The organism is Amycolatopsis nalaikhensis (assembly GCF_030264295.1).
In the GTDB taxonomy this organism is placed as follows: Bacteria; Actinomycetota; Actinomycetes; order Mycobacteriales; family Pseudonocardiaceae; genus Amycolatopsis; species Amycolatopsis nalaikhensis.
Genome location: NZ_CP127173.1, coordinates 1,902,434 through 1,917,173 on the forward strand (window position 1 = coordinate 1,902,434; position 14,740 = coordinate 1,917,173).

Here is a 14,740-nt window from a genome sequence, read left to right on the forward strand (position 1 = left end):
GGCCACGGCAAGGAGTATCGGCCCGGGGAACGCCGAAGGCCCGCCTGGCGAACCAGACGGGCCTTCGATCGAACCAACTCAGTTGGTGGTGGCGGTGCCACCGGCCGCTTCGAGCTTCTCCTTGGCGGAGCCGGAGAACGCGTCGGCGGTGACGTCCAGCTTGACGCCGTTCACGTCGCCGTTGCCGAGGACCTTCACCAGCTTGCCCTTGCGGACCAGACCGCTCTTGACGAGCTCCTCGGCACCGATGGTGCCGCCGTCCGGGAAGACGCGGGCGATGTCGCCCACGTTCACCGGCTGGTACTCGGTGCGGAAGCGGTTCTTGAAGCCACGCAGCTTCGGCAGCCGCATGTGGATGGGCATCTGCCCACCCTCGAACCCGGCGGGCACGTTCTTCCGGGCCTTGGTGCCCTTCGTACCGCGACCGGCCGTCTTGCCCTTCGAACCCTCACCACGGCCCACGCGGATCTTGTCGCGCTTGGCGCCCGGAGCCGGACGCAGGTGGTGGATCTTGATGGCCGTCATGCCTGGACCTCCTCGACCTCCACCAGGTGGCGGACGGTGTGGATCAGGCCGCGCACCTGGGGGGTGTCTTCACGCACGACGCTCTGGCGGATCTTGCGCAGCCCGAGGGTGCGCAGCGACTCGCGGTGAGCGTGCTTCGTGCCGATCTTGCTCTTGACCTGGGTGACCTTGAGCTGAGCCATGTCAGACCCCCTGGCCCGCGCGCTGGCGCAGCATCCGGGCCGGCGCGACGTCCTCGAGCGGGAGACCGCGGCGGGCCGCGACCTCTTCGGGACGCTGCAGGCCCTTCAGGGCCGCCACGGTCGCGTGCACGATGTTGATCGCGTTGTCGGAGCCGAGCGACTTCGACAGCACGTCGTGGACACCCGCGCACTCCAGCACCGCGCGCACCGGGCCACCGGCGATGACGCCGGTACCGGCGGACGCCGGACGGAGCAGCACGACACCGGCGGCCTCCTCACCCTGGATCGGGTGCGGGATGGTGCCGCCGACGCGGGGAACGCGGAAGAAGTTCTTCTTCGCTTCCTCGACGCCCTTGGCGATGGCCGCGGGAACTTCCTTGGCCTTGCCGTAGCCGACGCCGACCTGACCGTCGCCGTCGCCGACGACCACCAGGGCGGTGAAGCTGAAGCGACGACCACCCTTGACGACCTTGGCGACGCGGTTGATCGTCACGACCTTCTCGAGGTGCGGGGTCTTGTCCTGGGCCGCCCCGCCACGGCCGCTGTCGCGCCGGTCGCGGCGGTCGCGACGGTCACCGCGGTCGTTGCCGCCCTGCCCGCCGGGTCCACCCTGGCCGCCGCCGAATTGCCGTGTACGTCCCGGCATCAGGCTTTCCTTCCGTTAACAAGCTTCTGCATCGTCAGAACTCCAACCCCGCCTCACGGGCGGCGTCGGCGAGCGCGGCGATGCGGCCGTGGTAGGCGTTGCCCCCACGGTCGAACACCACAGCCGAGATCCCGGCGTTCTTGGCGCGCTCGGCGACGAGGGCCCCGACCTTGGCGGCCTTGGCCTTCTTGTCGCCTTCGAACGCCCGGACGTCCGCCTCGAGGGTGGACGCCGACGCCAGCGTGTGGCCGGCGAGGTCGTCGATGACCTGCACGGCGATGTGCCGCGAGGACCGCTTGACGACCAGGCGCGGACGCTGGTCCGTGCCCGAGACCTTCTTGCGGAGGCGGAAGTGCCGACGGGCCTTCGCGACGCGGCGGCGGGTCGAGATGTCCTTGCCCACCGGCTTGCGCTTCGTAGTCGTGTCGCTCATGATCACTTACCCGTCTTTCCGACCTTGCGGCGGATCTTCTCGCCCTCGTACCGCAGGCCCTTGCCCTTGTACGGGTCCGGGCGCCGCAGCCGGCGGATGACCGCCGAGATCTGGCCGACCTTCTGCTTGTCGATGCCGGAGACCGAGAACCGGGTCGGGCTCTCCACCTTGAAGGTGATGCCTTCCGGGGCCTCGATCTTCACCGGGTGCGAGTAGCCGAGGGCGAACTCGAGGTCCGAGCCCTTGGCCTGCACGCGGTAACCGACACCGTGGATCTCGAGCTTCTTCTCGTAGCCCGCGGTCACACCCACGACCAGGTTGTTCACCAGGGTGCGGGTGAGGCCGTGCAGGGCCTTGCTGGTGCGCTCGTCGTCCGGGCGCTTGACCAGCAGCGTGCCGTCGTCGTCGCGCTCGACCGTGATCGGCTCGGCGACGGTGTGCTCCAGGGTCCCCTTGGGGCCCTTGACGCTGATGTGCTGACCGTTGATGGTCACCTCGACCCCGGAGGGGACGGCGACCGGCAGCTTTCCGATGCGTGACATGTCTGTGCCCCCTTCCTTACCAGACGTAGGCGAGGACTTCGCCGCCCACGCTGTTGCGCTTGGCCTGCCGGTCGGTCTGGAGGCCCGAGGACGTCGAGATGATCGCGATGCCCAGGCCGCCGAGCACGGACGGCAGTTCGGTCGATTTTGCGTAGACCCGCAGACCGGGCTTGGAGACGCGCCGGAGACCGGCGATGCTCCGCTCGCGGTTGGGGCCGTACTTGAGCTCGACGACGAGGTTCTTGTGCTTCTCGCCCGGCTCGTCGTGGTAGCCCGCGATGTAGCCCTCGCGCTTGAGGATCTCGGCGATGTTCGCCTTGAGCTTCGAGTGCGGGAGCTTGACCTCGTCGTGGTACGCCGAGTTCGCGTTACGCAGACGCGTCAAGAAGTCTGCGATGGGGTCGGTCATCGTCATGGTGACCTGTCAACCTTTCTCGCCCTGGTTCCCCGCCCGCCGGAGCGGGCGGGGCCTGTGGCGAAGTGGGAGTTAAAAAGAAGCTCTTACCAGCTGGACTTGCGGACGCCGGGCAGCTCGCCCGCGTGCGCCATCTCGCGAAGGCAGATCCGGCAGAGCCCGAACTTGCGGAACACGGCGTGCGGGCGGCCGCACCGCTGGCAGCGGGTGTAGGCGCGCACGGCGAACTTCGGCTTCTTCGCGGCCTTGTGGACCAGTGCTTTCTTGGCCATCGGCTCAGTTCTCCTTGAACGGGAAGCCGAGCTTGCGCAGCAGCGCCCGGCCCTCGTCGTCGTTCGTAGCGGTCGTGACGACGGTGACGTCCATGCCGCGCGGGCGGTCGATGGAGTCGGGGTCGATCTCGTGGAACATCGACTGCTCGTTGAGACCGAACGTGTAGTTGCCGTGACCGTCGAACTGCTTCGGCGAAAGCCCGCGGAAGTCGCGGATACGCGGCAGCGCGATGGTCAGCAGCCGGTCGAGGAACTCCCACATCCGGTCGCCGCGCAGCGTGACGCGCGCGCCGATCGGCTGGCCCTCGCGCAGCTTGAACTGCGCGATGGACTTGCGGGCCTTCCGGACCTCGGGCTTCTGACCCGTGATCAGGGCGAGGTCCTTGACCGCGCCCTCGATCAGCTTGCTGTCGCGGGCGGCGTCGCCGACGCCCATGTTCACGACGACCTTCGTCACGCCCGGGATCTGGTGGACGTTGGCGAAGGAGAACTCAGCCTGCAGCTGGCCCTTGATTTCCTCGCGGTACCGCACCTTGAGGCGCGGAGAGGTCTTCTCAGCGGTGGTCATCAGATGTCCTTACCGTTCCGGCGCGAGATCCGGACCTTCTTGCCGTCCTCGCCGATGCGGTAACCCACCCGGGACGGCTTGCCGTCCGAGTCGACGACCATCACGTTCGAGACGTGGATGGGCGCCTCCTGCGTGACGATGCCGCCGGACTGCGCGCCGCGCTGGGTCTGGCTGATCCGCGTGTGCTTCTTGATCCGGTTCACGCCCTCGACCAGCACGCGCTCGCGCTCGGGGTAGGCCTGGATGACCTTGCCCTTGGCGCCCTTGTCCTTGCCGGCGATGACGACGACCGTGTCGCCCTTCTTCACCTTCATCACAGCACCTCCGGCGCGAGCGAAATGATCTTCATGAACTTTCGGTCGCGCAGCTCGCGGCCCACGGGGCCGAAGATGCGGGTGCCGCGGGGCTCGTTGTCGTTCTTGATGAGCACGGCGGCGTTCTCGTCGAACCGGATGTAGGAACCGTCCGGACGACGACGCTCCTTCACCGTGCGGACGATGACGGCCTTGACGACGTCGCCCTTCTTCACCCCGGCGGCCGGGATGGCGTCCTTCACGGTGGCGACGATGATGTCGCCGATGCCGGCGTAGCGCCGCCCGGAGCCACCGAGAACCCGGATGCAGAGGATTTCCTTCGCACCCGTGTTGTCGGCTACCCGAAGCCGCGACTCCTGCTGGATCACGTCAACTCCTGTATGTCGCGCCGGTTCTCGCCCGACGAGCGAGCCTTGCGGAACTAAGAACTCTTAAAGAGCCCTGCTTACTTGGCCTTCTCCACGATCTGCACCAGGCGCCACCGCTTCGTCGCCGACAGCGGGCGGGTCTCCATCAGGGTGACCCGGTCGCCCACGCCAGCCTCGTTGTTCTCGTCGTGCACCTTCACCTTGGAGGTGGTGCGGACGACCTTCGAGTAGCGGGGGTGCTTCTTGCGGTCCTCGAGCTCGACCACGATCGTCTTGTTCATCTTGTCCGAGACGACGTAGCCCTCGCGGACCTTGCGGTCGTTCCGGGCCGGCGTCTCGGTGGTGGGCTCGCTCATGCGGCACCTTCACTCTCGGCGTCGGGGGCAACGGACAGGCCGAGTTCGCGCTCGCGCATGACCGTGTAGATCCGCGCGATGTCCGTGCGGACGGTGCGCAGACGGCGGTTGTTGTCGAGCTGCCCGGTCGCCATCTGGAAGCGGAGGTTGAAGAGCTCCTCCTTGTACTCCTTGAGACGCAGGACGAGCTCTTCCGCGGTGAGCTCACGCAGCTCCGATGCCTGGGCGGCACCTGCCTTCGCCATCAGAACTCACCACCTTCACGGGTCACGATGCGGCACTTCATGGGCAGCTTGTGGATCGCGCGGCGCAGCGCCTCGCGAGCCGTCTCCTCGTTCGGGAACGAGATCTCGAACATCACGCGGCCCGGCTTCACGTTGGCGATCCACCACTCGGGCGAACCCTTACCGGAACCCATCCGGGTCTCGGCCGGCTTCTTGGTCAGCGGGCGGTCCGGGTAGATGGTCGTCCACACCTTGCCGCCACGCTTGATGTGACGGGTCATGGCGATACGAGCGGACTCGATCTGCCGGTTCGTCACGTAGCTGTGCTCAAGCGCCTGGATGCCGTACTCGCCGAAGTTGACCTTCGTGCCACCCTTGGCGGCGCCGTGGCGCTTCGGGGAGTGCTGCTTCCGGTGCTTGACCCTGCGCGGGATGAGCACGTCTCAGCCCTCCGTCTTTTCTGCGGTCTCGGTGGCCGGAGCCGCCGGGGCCTCGGTCGTGGCGGCAGCGGCGGCGCGACCGGCTTCGGTCGAGGTGGCCGTCGTGCCCGACGCGCCGGAACGACGCGGGCGGGACGGGCGGTCGCTGCGCTCGCGACGCGGCGCGCGCTCGGCGGCGTCGCGGGCCTCGCGGGCCTTCAGGCCACCGACGAGCTCACCCTTGTAGATCCACACTTTCACGCCGATGCGCCCGAACGTCGTCTTGGCCTCGAAGAAGCCGTAGTCGATGTCGGCGCGCAGCGTGTGCAGCGGGACGCGGCCATCGCGGTAGTGCTCGGAGCGGGACATCTCGGCACCGCCGAGACGACCGCCGCACTGCACGCGGATGCCCTTGACCTGCGGCGAGCGCATGGAGGTCTGGATCGCCTTCCGCATCGCGCGGCGGAACGCCACGCGGTTGGAGAGCTGCTCCGCGACCGCCTGGGCGACCAGCTGGGCGTCGGCCTCGGGGTTCTTGACCTCGAGGATGTTCAGCTGGACCTGCTTCTTGGTCAGCTTCTCCAGCGCGCCGCGGATCCGGTCGGCCTCCGCGCCGCGGCGGCCGATGACGATGCCCGGCCGGGCGGTGTGGATGTCGACGCGGACGCGGTCACGGGTGCGCTCGATCTCGACCTTGGAGATACCGGCGCGCTCCATGCCGGTGGAGAGCAGCTTCCGGATCTTGACGTCCTCGGCCACGTACTCCGCGTACTGCTTGTCGGCGTACCAGCGCGACTTCCAGTCCGTGGTGATACCCAGGCGGAAACCGTGCGGGTTGATCTTCTGGCCCACTACCGGCCACCTGCCTTCTTCTTGCTCTGAGCCTTCTGCGCGACGGCCGGACGCGACTCCACCTCGACGGTGATGTGGCTGGTCCGCTTGCGGATCCGGTACGCGCGGCCCTGGGCCCGCGGGCGGATGCGCTTGAGGGTGGGGCCCTCGTCGGCGTACGCGTTCTTGACCCAGAGCGTCTCCGGGTCCAGCTGAAGGTTGTTCTCGGCGTTGGCCACGGCGCTGGCGAGCACCTTCGCGACCGGCTCGCTGGCCGCCTGCGGGGCGAACCGGAGCACGGCCAAGGCGTCGGCGGCGCTACGTCCCTTGATGAGCTCGATCACCCGGCGCACCTTGGTCGGCGAGTCCCGGACGAAGCGAGCCCGCGCGTACGCCGTAGGCAGGGCCTCGGTCGTCGCGTCGTTCTGGGCGTTCATCGCTACTTCCCTTGTCTGTTCTCGTGCCCGCTCAGCGGCGGCGCGACTTGCGGTCGTCCTTGATGTGGCCCTTGAAGGTCCGCGTCGGGGCGAACTCGCCCAGCTTGTGACCCACCATGGCCTCGGTGACGAACACCGGGACGTGCTTGCGGCCGTCGTGCACGGCGATCGTGTGACCCAGGAAGTCCGGGATGATCGTCGAGCGGCGCGACCAGGTCTTGATGACCGTCTTCTTGCCCGATTCGTTCAGCGCGTCCACCTTCTTGAGCAGGTGGTCGTCCACGAACGGGCCCTTCTTAAGGCTGCGTGGCATGTGCTTCTACCTCCCTGCTCAGCGCTTCTTGCCGGTACGCCGGCGGCGGACGATGAGGGCGTCGGACGGCTTGCGCCGGCGCGTACGACCCTCGGGCTTACCGTTCGGGTTGACCGGGTGGCGACCACCGGAGGTCTTGCCCTCACCACCACCGTGCGGGTGGTCGACCGGGTTCATGACGACACCGCGGACCGTGGGGCGCTTGCCGCGCCAGCGGTTGCGGCCGGCCTTGCCCCAGTTGATGTTGGCGTGCTCGGAGTTGCCGACCTCGCCGACCGTGGCGCGGTTGCGCACGTCCACGTTGCGGATCTCACCCGAGGGGAGACGCAGCTGGGCGTACGGCCCGTCCTTGGCGACGAGCTGCACCTTCGCGCCCGCGGACCGCGCCATCTTCGCGCCGCCGCCGGGGCGGAGCTCGATCGCGTGGATCACGGTGCCGACCGGGATGTTGCGCAGCGGCAGGTTGTTGCCCGGCTTGATGTCGGCCCGGGGGCCGTTCTCGACGGTGTCGCCCTGCTTCAGCTTCTCCGGCGCGATGATGTAGCGCTTCTCGCCGTCGGCGTAGTGCAGCAGCGCGATGCGAGCGGACCGGTTGGGGTCGTACTCGATGTGCGCGACCTTGGCGGGGATGCCGTCCTTGTCATTGCGACGGAAGTCGATGACGCGGTAAGCGCGCTTGTGGCCGCCACCCTTGTGCCGGGTGGTGATCTTGCCGGACGAGTTGCGACCGCCCGAACCGCTCAGCGGACGCAGCAGCGACTTCTCCGGGGTGGAGCGGGTGATCTCGGCGAAGTCCGAGACGCTCGAACCGCGACGACCCGGGGTCGTCGGCTTGTACTTGCGGATGCCCATTGTCAGCTCAGTCCTTTACGCGGTGGGTCCGCCGAAGATCTCGATCGCCTTGCTTTCGGGCGAAAGAGTCACGATGGCGCGCTTGGTGTCCTTGCGCTTGCCGAAGCCGGCGCGAGTCCGCTTCCGCTTGCCCTGGCGGTTGGCCGTGTTGACGCTGACCACCTTGACGCCGAACACCTTCTCGACCGCGATCTTGATCTGGGTCTTGTTGGCGTCCGGGCGGACGATGAACGTGTACTTGTGGTCCTCGAGCAGCCCGTAGGACTTCTCGGAGATGACCGGCGCGAGCAGGATGTCGCGGGGGTCCGGAATGGCGACCGAACTCACTTCTCGTCACTCCCTTCCGTGACCTCGCCCGACCGCGCGGAAGCCTTGACGGCCTTGCCGCGGACGGGGCCGGCGACGAACGCGTCGTACGCGGCCTTGGTGAACACGACGTCGTCGTTGACCAGCACGTCGTAGGTGTTGAGCTGGTCGGCCCAGAGCAGGTGCACCTCGGGCAGGTTCCGCAGGGAGACCCAGCTCAGCTCGTCGTCCCGGTGCAGCACCACGAGCACGCGCTTCGCGGCCGTGACGGCGGCGAGGGCGGTCTTGGCGGCCTTGGTGGACGGCTTCTCGCCGGTCACCAGCTCGGTGACGACGTGCAGCTGGCCGGCGCGGGCCCGGTCGGAGAGGGCGCCACGCAGGGCGGCGGCCTTCATCTTCTTCGGGGTGCGCTGCGAGTAGTCACGCGGCGTGGGGCCGTGGACGACGCCACCGCCGGCGAACTGCGGCGCGCGGGTCGAACCCTGGCGGGCACGACCGGTGCCCTTCTGCCGGTACGGCTTCTTGCCGCCACCGGAGACCTCACCGCGGGTCTTCGTGTCGTGCGTGCCCTGGCGCGCGGCGGCCTGCTGGGCCACCACCACCTGGTGCATCAGCGCGACATTGGCCTGCACGTCGAAGATCTCCTCGGGGAGATCGACCGTGCCGTCGGCTTTACCGGCCGGGGTCTTCAGCTCGACGCTTGTCATTCGGAGTTACCACCCTTCGCGGCGCTGCGAACGAACAGCACGCCGCCCTTGGGACCGGGCACAGCGCCCTTGATCAGCAGCAGGCCGTCGTCGGCACGCACGGCGTGCACGGTCAGGTTCTGCGTGGTGACCCGGTCGTTGCCCATCCGGCCCGCCATGCGCAGGCCCTTGAAGACGCGGCCGGGGGTGGCGCAGCCACCGATCGAGCCCGGCTTGCGGTGCACGGCCTGGGCACCGTGGCTCGCGCCCTGGCCCTTGAAGCCGTGGCGCTTCATGACACCCGCGTAGCCCTTGCCCTTGCTGGTCCCGGTCACGTCGACCTCGACACCGGCGGCGAACACCTCGGCGGTGATCTCCTGGCCGACCTCGTAGGTCTCGGCGTCGGTGGTGCGCAGCTCGGCGAGGAACCGGCGCGGCGTCACGCCCGCCTTGTCGAAGTGGCCCGTGCGCGGCTTGTTCACCTTGCGCGGGTCGACCGCGCCGAACGCCAGCTGCACGGCCTTGTAGCCGTCCTTCTCCTGGGTCCGAACCTGGGTGACCACGTTCGGACCGGCCTTCACGACGGTGACCGGGACAACCCGGTTCTGCTCGTCGAAGACCTGGGTCATGCCGAGCTTGGTGCCCAGGATGCCCTTCACTTGCCTGTCAGACATGAGTCTCTTATCTCCGCCGCTCGCCCAACGCTTACTGGATGTTGACGTCGACGCTCGCCGGCAGGTCGATGCGCATGAGCGCGTCGACCGTCTTCGGCGTCGGGTCGAGGATGTCGATCAGACGCTTGTGCGTGCGCATCTCGAAGTGCTCGCGCGAGTCCTTGTACTTGTGCGGCGAGCGGATGACGCAGTAAACGTTCTTCTCGGTGGGCAGCGGCACCGGCCCGACGACCCGGGCGCCGGTGCGCGTGACCGTCTCCACGATCTTGCGCGCCGAGGTGTCGATCGCCTCGTGGTCGTAGGCCTTGAGCCGGATGCGGATCTTCTGTCCCGCCATGGTGGCTGCTCGTTCCTTGTCGTCTCGTGCCGCTATCTCACAAACCCCGCCGGGTGTTTCCACCCTGGGCCTGGGTTTCCGCAGTTCAACGGCCCTGTCCCCGGTCCACGCGGTCGGGCGTGTCGCGCCCGACGCACAGACGGATCCCGCGGGATCGTCGTCTTGCCTGGTCTTCCTCAACGTGAGGAGGCTATGAGCCGGCTGACCGTCTCACTGCCGTTGCCCGCTCGCCTGCAACCCGAAGGAAGAGCTCGGCGGACCGTGGCCACTCGCACCGAGGCGGCCGGACCCCTGACAGGGATCGGCCGCCCCAGGACGAGCAACCTGAATAGTGTCGCACACGTGATTTGACGCCCCTGACCCGGGGGTGTATTACCCCCGGGCGGGGCGTGAAATCACTTGTTGATCTTGGTGACCTGGCCCGCGCCGACGGTCCGGCCACCCTCGCGGATGGCGAAGCGCAGACCCTCGTCCATCGCGACCGGCTGGATCAGCTGGACCGAGATGTCGGTGTTGTCGCCCGGCATGACCATCTCGGTGCCCTCGGGGAGGGTCACGACGCCGGTCACGTCGGTGGTGCGGAAGTAGAACTGCGGGCGGTAGTTGTTGAAGAACGGGGTGTGACGGCCACCCTCGTCCTTCGACAGGATGTAGACCCGGCCCTCGAAGTCGGTGTGCGGGGTGGTGGTACCCGGCTTCACGACGACCTGGCCGCGCTCGACGTCCTCGCGCTTGATGCCGCGGAGCAGGAGGCCGACGTTGTCGCCCGCCTGGCCCGAGTCGAGCAGCTTGCGGAACATCTCGACACCGGTGACGGTGGTCTTGGTCGACTTCTCGCGGATACCCACGATCTCGACCTCTTCGTTCACGTTGACCTGGCCGCGCTCCACACGACCGGTCACGACGGTGCCGCGGCCGGTGATGGTGAAGACGTCCTCGATCGGCATGAGGAACGGCTTGTCGAGCTCACGCACCGGGTCCGGCACGTTGTCGTCGACGGCGGTCATCAGCTCGAGGACGGCCTCGGCCCACTTCTCGTCGCCCTCGAGGGCCTTCAGGCCCGAGACGCGCACGACGGGGGCGTCGTCGCCCGGGAACTCCTGCGAGGACAGCAGCTCGCGGACCTCCAGCTCGACGAGCTCGAGGATCTCCTCGTCGTCGACCATGTCGGCCTTGTTCAGCGCGACCACGATGTAGGGCACGCCGACCTGGCGGGCGAGCAGCACGTGCTCACGGGTCTGCGGCATCGGGCCGTCGGTCGCGGCGACCACCAGGATCGCGCCGTCCATCTGGGCGGCACCGGTGATCATGTTCTTGATGTAGTCCGCGTGACCGGGGGCGTCGACGTGCGCGTAGTGACGCTTCTCGGTCTGGTACTCGACGTGCGAGATGTTGATCGTGATGCCGCGCTGCTTCTCTTCGGGCGCGTTGTCGATCTGGTCGAACGCACGCGACTCGTTGAGGTCCGGGTACTTGTCGTGCAGAACCTTGGTGATCGCCGCGGTGAGCGTGGTCTTGCCGTGGTCGACGTGACCGATGGTCCCGATGTTGACGTGCGGCTTGCTCCGCTCGAACTTCGCCTTCGCCACTGGAATGTCCTCCTGGACTGGTTTCGCTTTGTGCTCACGGGGCGGCGTGGCTGCCGCCCCGTGAATGTTCCTTCGTCGGTGCTAGCGGACGTTCAGGAGAGTCCCTTAATGCCCGCGCGCGGTGGGGGGCTTTACTCCCCCGTCGCCTTCGCGATGATTTCCTTCGCGACGTTCGCGGGAACCTCGGCGTAGGAGTCGAACACCATGGAGTAGTTCGCCCGGCCCTGGGTGCGGGACCGGAGGTCGCCGACGTAGCCGAACATCTCCGACAGCGGGACCAGCGCCTTCACGACGCGGGTGCCCGACCGCTCCTCCATGGCCTGGATCTGACCACGGCGGGAGTTGAGGTCACCGATGACGTCACCCATGTAGTCCTCGGGCGTGGTCACCTCGACCGCCATCATCGGCTCCAGGATCACCGGGCCGGCCTTCTTCGCGGCTTCCTTCATCGCCATGGAACCGGCGATCTTGAACGCCATCTCCGAAGAGTCGACCTCGTGGTAAGCACCGTCCAACAGGGTGAACTTCAACCCGACGAGCGGGTAGCCGGCCAGGACGCCGTACTGCATCGCGTCCTGCGCGCCCGCGTCGACCGACGGGATGTACTCCCGCGGCACGCGGCCACCGGTCACCTTGTTGTCGAACTCGTAGAGCGCGCCGTCGGTGCGCTCGAGCGGCTCCAGCTTCACGATGACCTTCGCGAACTGGCCGGAACCACCGGTCTGCTTCTTGTGGACGTAGTCCAGCTTGTCGACCGTCTTCTTGATCGTCTCGCGGTAGGCGACCTGCGGCTTGCCGATGTTCGCCTCGACCTTGTAGTCGGACTTCATCCGGTTCACCAGCACCTCGAGGTGCAGCTCGCCCATACCCGCGATGATCGTCTGGCCGGTGTCCTCGTCCAGCTTGACCTGGAACGTCGGGTCCTCTTCGGCCAGCTTCTGGATCGCCAGGGACAGCTTCTCCTGGTCGGCCTTCGTCTTCGGCTCGATCGCGACCCGGATGACGGGCTCCGGGAAGGTCATCGACTCGAGGACGATCGGGTTCTGCGGGTCCGCCAGGGTGTCACCCGTGGTGGTGTCCTTCAGCCCGATGACCGCGTAGATGTGGCCGACCTGGGCGTCGTCGACCGGGTTCTCCTTGTTGGAGTGCATCTGGAAGATCTTCCCGATGCGCTCCTTGCGCTCCTTGGTCGCGTTGATGACCTGCGCCCCGGCGGCGACCTTGCCCGAGTACACCCGGATGTAGGTCAGCTTGCCGAAGAACGGGTGCGCGGCGATCTTGAACGCGAGCGCGGCGAACGGCTCGTCGACCGACGCCTTGCGGGTCACCGGGGTCTCGCCGTCGGGCAGCAGGCCCTCGACGGCCGGGACGTCCAGCGGCGACGGCAGGTAGTCGATCACCGCGTCGAGCATGGGCTGCACGCCCTTGTTCTTGAACGCGGAGCCGGCCAGGACCGGGAACGCCTCGCGGGTGATGACCAGCTTGCGGATGCCGGACTTGATCTCGGCCTCGGAGAGCTCTTCGCCCTCGAGGAACTTCTCCATCATGGAGTCGTCCGTCTCGGCGACGGCCTCGATCAGCTTCTCCCGGTACTCCGCGGCGCGGTCGGCCAGCTCGGCGGGGATGTCCTCGACCGAGTAGTCCTCACCCTTCTGGACCTCGCCGCGCCAGGTCAGCGCCTTCATGCGGACCAGGTCGATGACGCCTTCGAAGTCGTTCTCGGCGCCGATCGGCAGCTGGATCGCCAGCGGCTTGACACCGAGGCGCTCCTCGATGGTGCGCAGGGTGTAGTAGAAGTCCGCACCCAGCTTGTCCATCTTGTTGACGAAGCAGATGCGCGGGACGTCGTACTTGTCCGCCTGCCGCCAGACCTGCTCGGACTGCGGCTCGACGCCTTCCTTGCCGTCGAAGACGGCGACCGCGCCGTCGAGCACCCGCAGGTTGCGCTCCACCTCGACGGTGAAGTCGACGTGCCCGGGGGTGTCGATCAGGTTGATCTGGTAGTCGTTCCAGAAGGTGGTGGTCGCAGCCGAGGTGATGGTGATACCCCGCTTCTGCTCCTCCTCCATCCAGTCCATGGTGGCGGCGCCGTCGTGGACTTCACCGATCTTGTAGTTGACCCCGGTGTAGAACAGGATCCGCTCGGTGGTGGTGGTCTTGCCGGCGTCGATGTGCGCCATGATGCCGATGTTGCGGACCTTGTTGAGGTCGGTCAGCACTTCACGTGCCACGAGAATGTTCCCCTGTCTCAAGCGTGGGGCCCGGCATGGCTTGCATCTGATGCCGGGCGGAAATCACCAGCGGTAGTGCGCGAAGGCCCGGTTGGACTCGGCCATCTTGTGCGTGTCCTCGCGACGCTTCACGGAGGCCCCGAGGCCGTTCGACGCGTCCAGGAGCTCGTTCTGCAGGCGCTCGATCATCGTCTTCTCGCGGCGGGCCTGCGAGAAGGAGACCAGCCAGCGCAGCGCCAGGGTCGTCGAGCGACCCGGCTTGACCTCGATCGGCACCTGGTAGGTGGCACCACCGACGCGGCGGCTCTTCACCTCGATGGTGGGCTTCACGTTGTCGAGGGCGCGCTTCAGCGTGACGACCGGGTCGGTGCCCGTCTTCTCGCGAGCGCCTTCGAGCGCGCCGTACACGATGCGCTCGGCCAGGGACCGCTTCCCGTCCTTCAGCACCTTGTTCACCAGCTGGGTGACCAGCGGGGAGGCGTAGACGGGGTCGGAGATCAGCGGCCGCTTCGGGGCCGGACCCTTGCGGGGCATTAGCTCTTCTCCTTCTTCGCGCCGTACCGGCTGCGCGCCTGCTTGCGGTTCTTGACACCCTGCGTGTCGAGCGAACCGCGGATGATCTTGTAACGGACACCCGGAAGGTCCTTCACACGACCACCACGCACGAGCACCATCGAGTGCTCCTGCAGGTTGTGGCCCTCACCGGGGATGTAGGCGGTGACCTCGATGCCGCTGGTCAGCTTCACACGCGCGACCTTGCGCAGCGCCGAGTTCGGCTTCTTGGGGGTCGTGGTGTACACGCGAGTGCACACGCCACGCCGCTGCGGGCTCCCCTTGAGGGCCGCGGTCTTCTGCTTGGCAGCCTTGTCCTGGCGGCCCTTGCGGACCAGCTGCTGGATCGTGGGCAATGGACCAGCTTCCTGTCGTGATCTGCTTCTTCGTGTCTTCACCGGCCCCCGCGGTCGGGCGTGTCGGCCCGCGTCACGGTCTCGCGACCGGTAGCTTCCCGGAGGGATTTTCCGTCGGAACCCCGACCTGCCGAAGCCGGTGACCGGGTGCCTGAGCACCCCGCCCATGCGCACGGCACGCGGAGCGGCCCGACGCCTGCCGGGCACGGTCTCCAAAGATACCCGCCCGGGTCCGGACGGAGCGCGGCGGGGGGTCTGAAGGTCGGCGAACCTCCAGCCTACCTCTGAACACGCCGGGGCCGCGGGATGTTC

The 14,740-nt window shown here is 67.6% G+C and carries 25 protein-coding genes; all 25 read right to left on the reverse strand.

Annotation, left to right across the window (positions count from 1 at the left end; all coding sequences use genetic code 11):
- Positions 1 to 78: 78 nt before the first annotated feature.
- The 25 genes from rplO to rpsL all read right to left on the reverse strand — a co-directional run bounded on the left by rplO (position 79) and on the right by rpsL (position 14,428).
- Positions 79 to 525: a 50S ribosomal protein L15 gene (gene rplO, locus QP939_RS09115; protein ID WP_285456190.1), complete on the reverse strand. Its 447-nt coding sequence runs from the start codon at positions 523 to 525 to the stop codon at positions 79 to 81.
- Entirely contained in the window at positions 522 to 707 is a 186-nt protein-coding gene (gene rpmD / locus QP939_RS09120; protein WP_004558875.1) for a 50S ribosomal protein L30, read from the reverse strand. The genes rplO and rpmD overlap by 4 nt, the downstream gene beginning before the upstream one ends.
- A gap of 1 nt (position 708) precedes the next feature.
- Positions 709 to 1,353 carry a 30S ribosomal protein S5 gene (rpsE, locus tag QP939_RS09125; protein ID WP_004558874.1) on the reverse strand — a complete coding sequence of 215 codons (645 nt, stop codon included), beginning with the start codon at positions 1,351 to 1,353 and terminating at the stop codon, positions 709 to 711.
- Positions 1,354 to 1,387: 34 nt separating this feature from the next.
- A complete protein-coding gene (gene rplR, locus QP939_RS09130; RefSeq protein ID WP_285456191.1) occupies positions 1,388 to 1,786 on the reverse strand; it encodes a 50S ribosomal protein L18 in 399 nt (132 codons plus the stop codon).
- 2 nt (positions 1,787 to 1,788) lie between these two features.
- A complete protein-coding gene (gene rplF / locus QP939_RS09135; RefSeq protein ID WP_285456192.1) occupies positions 1,789 to 2,328 on the reverse strand; it encodes a 50S ribosomal protein L6 in 540 nt (179 codons plus the stop codon).
- A gap of 16 nt (positions 2,329 to 2,344) precedes the next feature.
- Positions 2,345 to 2,743: a 30S ribosomal protein S8 gene (gene rpsH / locus QP939_RS09140; RefSeq protein ID WP_285456193.1), complete on the reverse strand. Its 399-nt coding sequence runs from the start codon at positions 2,741 to 2,743 to the stop codon at positions 2,345 to 2,347.
- An 86-nt stretch (positions 2,744 to 2,829) separates the two neighbouring features.
- The gene (locus tag QP939_RS09145) at positions 2,830 to 3,015 is read right to left on the reverse strand and encodes a type Z 30S ribosomal protein S14 (protein WP_004558870.1); all 186 of its coding nucleotides are present in this window, start codon (positions 3,013 to 3,015) and stop codon (positions 2,830 to 2,832) included.
- Between the two features lie 4 nt (positions 3,016 to 3,019).
- On the reverse strand, positions 3,020 to 3,583 hold the full coding sequence (rplE, locus tag QP939_RS09150) for a 50S ribosomal protein L5 (protein WP_013222611.1): 564 nt from the start codon (positions 3,581 to 3,583) through the stop codon (positions 3,020 to 3,022).
- Positions 3,583 to 3,897, reverse strand: coding sequence for a 50S ribosomal protein L24 (rplX, locus tag QP939_RS09155; RefSeq protein ID WP_004558868.1), 315 nt, complete (start codon positions 3,895 to 3,897; stop codon positions 3,583 to 3,585). The genes rplE and rplX overlap by 1 nt, the downstream gene beginning before the upstream one ends.
- A complete protein-coding gene (gene rplN, locus QP939_RS09160) occupies positions 3,897 to 4,265 on the reverse strand; it encodes a 50S ribosomal protein L14 (RefSeq protein ID WP_004558867.1) in 369 nt (122 codons plus the stop codon). Before rplN ends, rplX begins: the two co-directional genes overlap by 1 nt.
- A 77-nt stretch (positions 4,266 to 4,342) precedes the next feature.
- Positions 4,343 to 4,621, reverse strand: a complete 279-nt coding sequence (gene rpsQ / locus QP939_RS09165; protein WP_285456195.1) for a 30S ribosomal protein S17 — start codon at positions 4,619 to 4,621, stop codon at positions 4,343 to 4,345.
- Positions 4,618 to 4,866: a 50S ribosomal protein L29 gene (gene rpmC, locus QP939_RS09170; RefSeq protein ID WP_004558865.1), complete on the reverse strand. Its 249-nt coding sequence runs from the start codon at positions 4,864 to 4,866 to the stop codon at positions 4,618 to 4,620. Before rpmC ends, rpsQ begins: the two co-directional genes overlap by 4 nt.
- On the reverse strand, positions 4,866 to 5,285 hold the full coding sequence (rplP, locus tag QP939_RS09175) for a 50S ribosomal protein L16 (RefSeq protein WP_005166782.1): 420 nt from the start codon (positions 5,283 to 5,285) through the stop codon (positions 4,866 to 4,868). Before rplP ends, rpmC begins: the two co-directional genes overlap by 1 nt.
- 3 nt (positions 5,286 to 5,288) lie before the next feature.
- On the reverse strand, positions 5,289 to 6,116 hold the full coding sequence (gene rpsC / locus QP939_RS09180; protein WP_257921853.1) for a 30S ribosomal protein S3: 828 nt from the start codon (positions 6,114 to 6,116) through the stop codon (positions 5,289 to 5,291).
- Positions 6,116 to 6,532, reverse strand: coding sequence for a 50S ribosomal protein L22 (rplV, locus tag QP939_RS09185; RefSeq protein WP_003102079.1), 417 nt, complete (start codon positions 6,530 to 6,532; stop codon positions 6,116 to 6,118). Before rplV ends, rpsC begins: the two co-directional genes overlap by 1 nt.
- A 31-nt stretch (positions 6,533 to 6,563) precedes the next feature.
- Positions 6,564 to 6,845 carry a 30S ribosomal protein S19 gene (gene rpsS, locus QP939_RS09190; protein ID WP_003102083.1) on the reverse strand — a complete coding sequence of 94 codons (282 nt, stop codon included), beginning with the start codon at positions 6,843 to 6,845 and terminating at the stop codon, positions 6,564 to 6,566.
- Between the two features lie 18 nt (positions 6,846 to 6,863).
- On the reverse strand, positions 6,864 to 7,697 hold the full coding sequence (gene rplB / locus QP939_RS09195) for a 50S ribosomal protein L2 (protein WP_257921854.1): 834 nt from the start codon (positions 7,695 to 7,697) through the stop codon (positions 6,864 to 6,866).
- A gap of 15 nt (positions 7,698 to 7,712) precedes the next feature.
- The gene (gene rplW, locus QP939_RS09200; protein WP_003102087.1) at positions 7,713 to 8,024 is read right to left on the reverse strand and encodes a 50S ribosomal protein L23; all 312 of its coding nucleotides are present in this window, start codon (positions 8,022 to 8,024) and stop codon (positions 7,713 to 7,715) included.
- A complete protein-coding gene (gene rplD / locus QP939_RS09205; RefSeq protein ID WP_285456197.1) occupies positions 8,021 to 8,710 on the reverse strand; it encodes a 50S ribosomal protein L4 in 690 nt (229 codons plus the stop codon). The genes rplW and rplD overlap by 4 nt, the downstream gene beginning before the upstream one ends.
- Positions 8,707 to 9,363: a 50S ribosomal protein L3 gene (rplC, locus tag QP939_RS09210; protein ID WP_285456198.1), complete on the reverse strand. Its 657-nt coding sequence runs from the start codon at positions 9,361 to 9,363 to the stop codon at positions 8,707 to 8,709. Before rplC ends, rplD begins: the two co-directional genes overlap by 4 nt.
- A 31-nt stretch (positions 9,364 to 9,394) precedes the next feature.
- Positions 9,395 to 9,700 (reverse strand): 30S ribosomal protein S10, encoded by a 306-nt coding sequence (gene rpsJ / locus QP939_RS09215; RefSeq protein WP_003102098.1) that lies wholly within the window; start codon positions 9,698 to 9,700, stop codon positions 9,395 to 9,397.
- A gap of 395 nt (positions 9,701 to 10,095) precedes the next feature.
- Entirely contained in the window at positions 10,096 to 11,289 is a 1,194-nt protein-coding gene (tuf, locus tag QP939_RS09220) for an elongation factor Tu (RefSeq protein WP_285456200.1), read from the reverse strand.
- A gap of 131 nt (positions 11,290 to 11,420) precedes the next feature.
- Positions 11,421 to 13,520, reverse strand: a complete 2,100-nt coding sequence (fusA, locus tag QP939_RS09225; RefSeq protein WP_285456201.1) for an elongation factor G — start codon at positions 13,518 to 13,520, stop codon at positions 11,421 to 11,423.
- A 63-nt stretch (positions 13,521 to 13,583) separates the two neighbouring features.
- Entirely contained in the window at positions 13,584 to 14,054 is a 471-nt protein-coding gene (gene rpsG / locus QP939_RS09230) for a 30S ribosomal protein S7 (RefSeq protein WP_003102106.1), read from the reverse strand.
- Positions 14,054 to 14,428, reverse strand: a complete 375-nt coding sequence (gene rpsL / locus QP939_RS09235; RefSeq protein WP_003102113.1) for a 30S ribosomal protein S12 — start codon at positions 14,426 to 14,428, stop codon at positions 14,054 to 14,056. Before rpsL ends, rpsG begins: the two co-directional genes overlap by 1 nt.
- Positions 14,429 to 14,740 lie beyond the last annotated feature (312 nt).

What these genes read in the sequence shown, in the direction of transcription:
- rplO (WP_285456190.1), bottom strand. Translation starts at nt 525, where the DNA reads ATGACGGCCATCAAGATCCACCACCTGCGTCCGGCTCCGGGCGCCAAG.
- rpsQ (WP_285456195.1), bottom strand. Translation starts at nt 4,621, where the DNA reads ATGAGCGAGCCCACCACCGAGACGCCGGCCCGGAACGACCGCAAGGTC.
- rpsJ (WP_003102098.1), bottom strand. Translation starts at nt 9,700, where the DNA reads ATGGCGGGACAGAAGATCCGCATCCGGCTCAAGGCCTACGACCACGAG.
- rplC (WP_285456198.1), bottom strand. Translation starts at nt 9,363, where the DNA reads ATGTCTGACAGGCAAGTGAAGGGCATCCTGGGCACCAAGCTCGGCATG.
- QP939_RS09145 (WP_004558870.1), bottom strand. Translation starts at nt 3,015, where the DNA reads ATGGCCAAGAAAGCACTGGTCCACAAGGCCGCGAAGAAGCCGAAGTTC.
- rplF (WP_285456192.1), bottom strand. Translation starts at nt 2,328, where the DNA reads ATGTCACGCATCGGAAAGCTGCCGGTCGCCGTCCCCTCCGGGGTCGAG.
- rpsH (WP_285456193.1), bottom strand. Translation starts at nt 2,743, where the DNA reads ATGACGATGACCGACCCCATCGCAGACTTCTTGACGCGTCTGCGTAAC.
- rplB (WP_257921854.1), bottom strand. Translation starts at nt 7,697, where the DNA reads ATGGGCATCCGCAAGTACAAGCCGACGACCCCGGGTCGTCGCGGTTCG.
- rpmD (WP_004558875.1), bottom strand. Translation starts at nt 707, where the DNA reads ATGGCTCAGCTCAAGGTCACCCAGGTCAAGAGCAAGATCGGCACGAAG.
- rplV (WP_003102079.1), bottom strand. Translation starts at nt 6,532, where the DNA reads ATGAACGCCCAGAACGACGCGACGACCGAGGCCCTGCCTACGGCGTAC.
- rpsS (WP_003102083.1), bottom strand. Translation starts at nt 6,845, where the DNA reads ATGCCACGCAGCCTTAAGAAGGGCCCGTTCGTGGACGACCACCTGCTC.
- rplE (WP_013222611.1), bottom strand. Translation starts at nt 3,583, where the DNA reads ATGACCACCGCTGAGAAGACCTCTCCGCGCCTCAAGGTGCGGTACCGC.
- rplR (WP_285456191.1), bottom strand. Translation starts at nt 1,786, where the DNA reads ATGAGCGACACGACTACGAAGCGCAAGCCGGTGGGCAAGGACATCTCG.
- rplX (WP_004558868.1), bottom strand. Translation starts at nt 3,897, where the DNA reads ATGAAGGTGAAGAAGGGCGACACGGTCGTCGTCATCGCCGGCAAGGAC.
- rpsG (WP_003102106.1), bottom strand. Translation starts at nt 14,054, where the DNA reads ATGCCCCGCAAGGGTCCGGCCCCGAAGCGGCCGCTGATCTCCGACCCC.
- rpmC (WP_004558865.1), bottom strand. Translation starts at nt 4,866, where the DNA reads ATGGCGAAGGCAGGTGCCGCCCAGGCATCGGAGCTGCGTGAGCTCACC.
- rplD (WP_285456197.1), bottom strand. Translation starts at nt 8,710, where the DNA reads ATGACAAGCGTCGAGCTGAAGACCCCGGCCGGTAAAGCCGACGGCACG.
- rpsE (WP_004558874.1), bottom strand. Translation starts at nt 1,353, where the DNA reads ATGCCGGGACGTACACGGCAATTCGGCGGCGGCCAGGGTGGACCCGGC.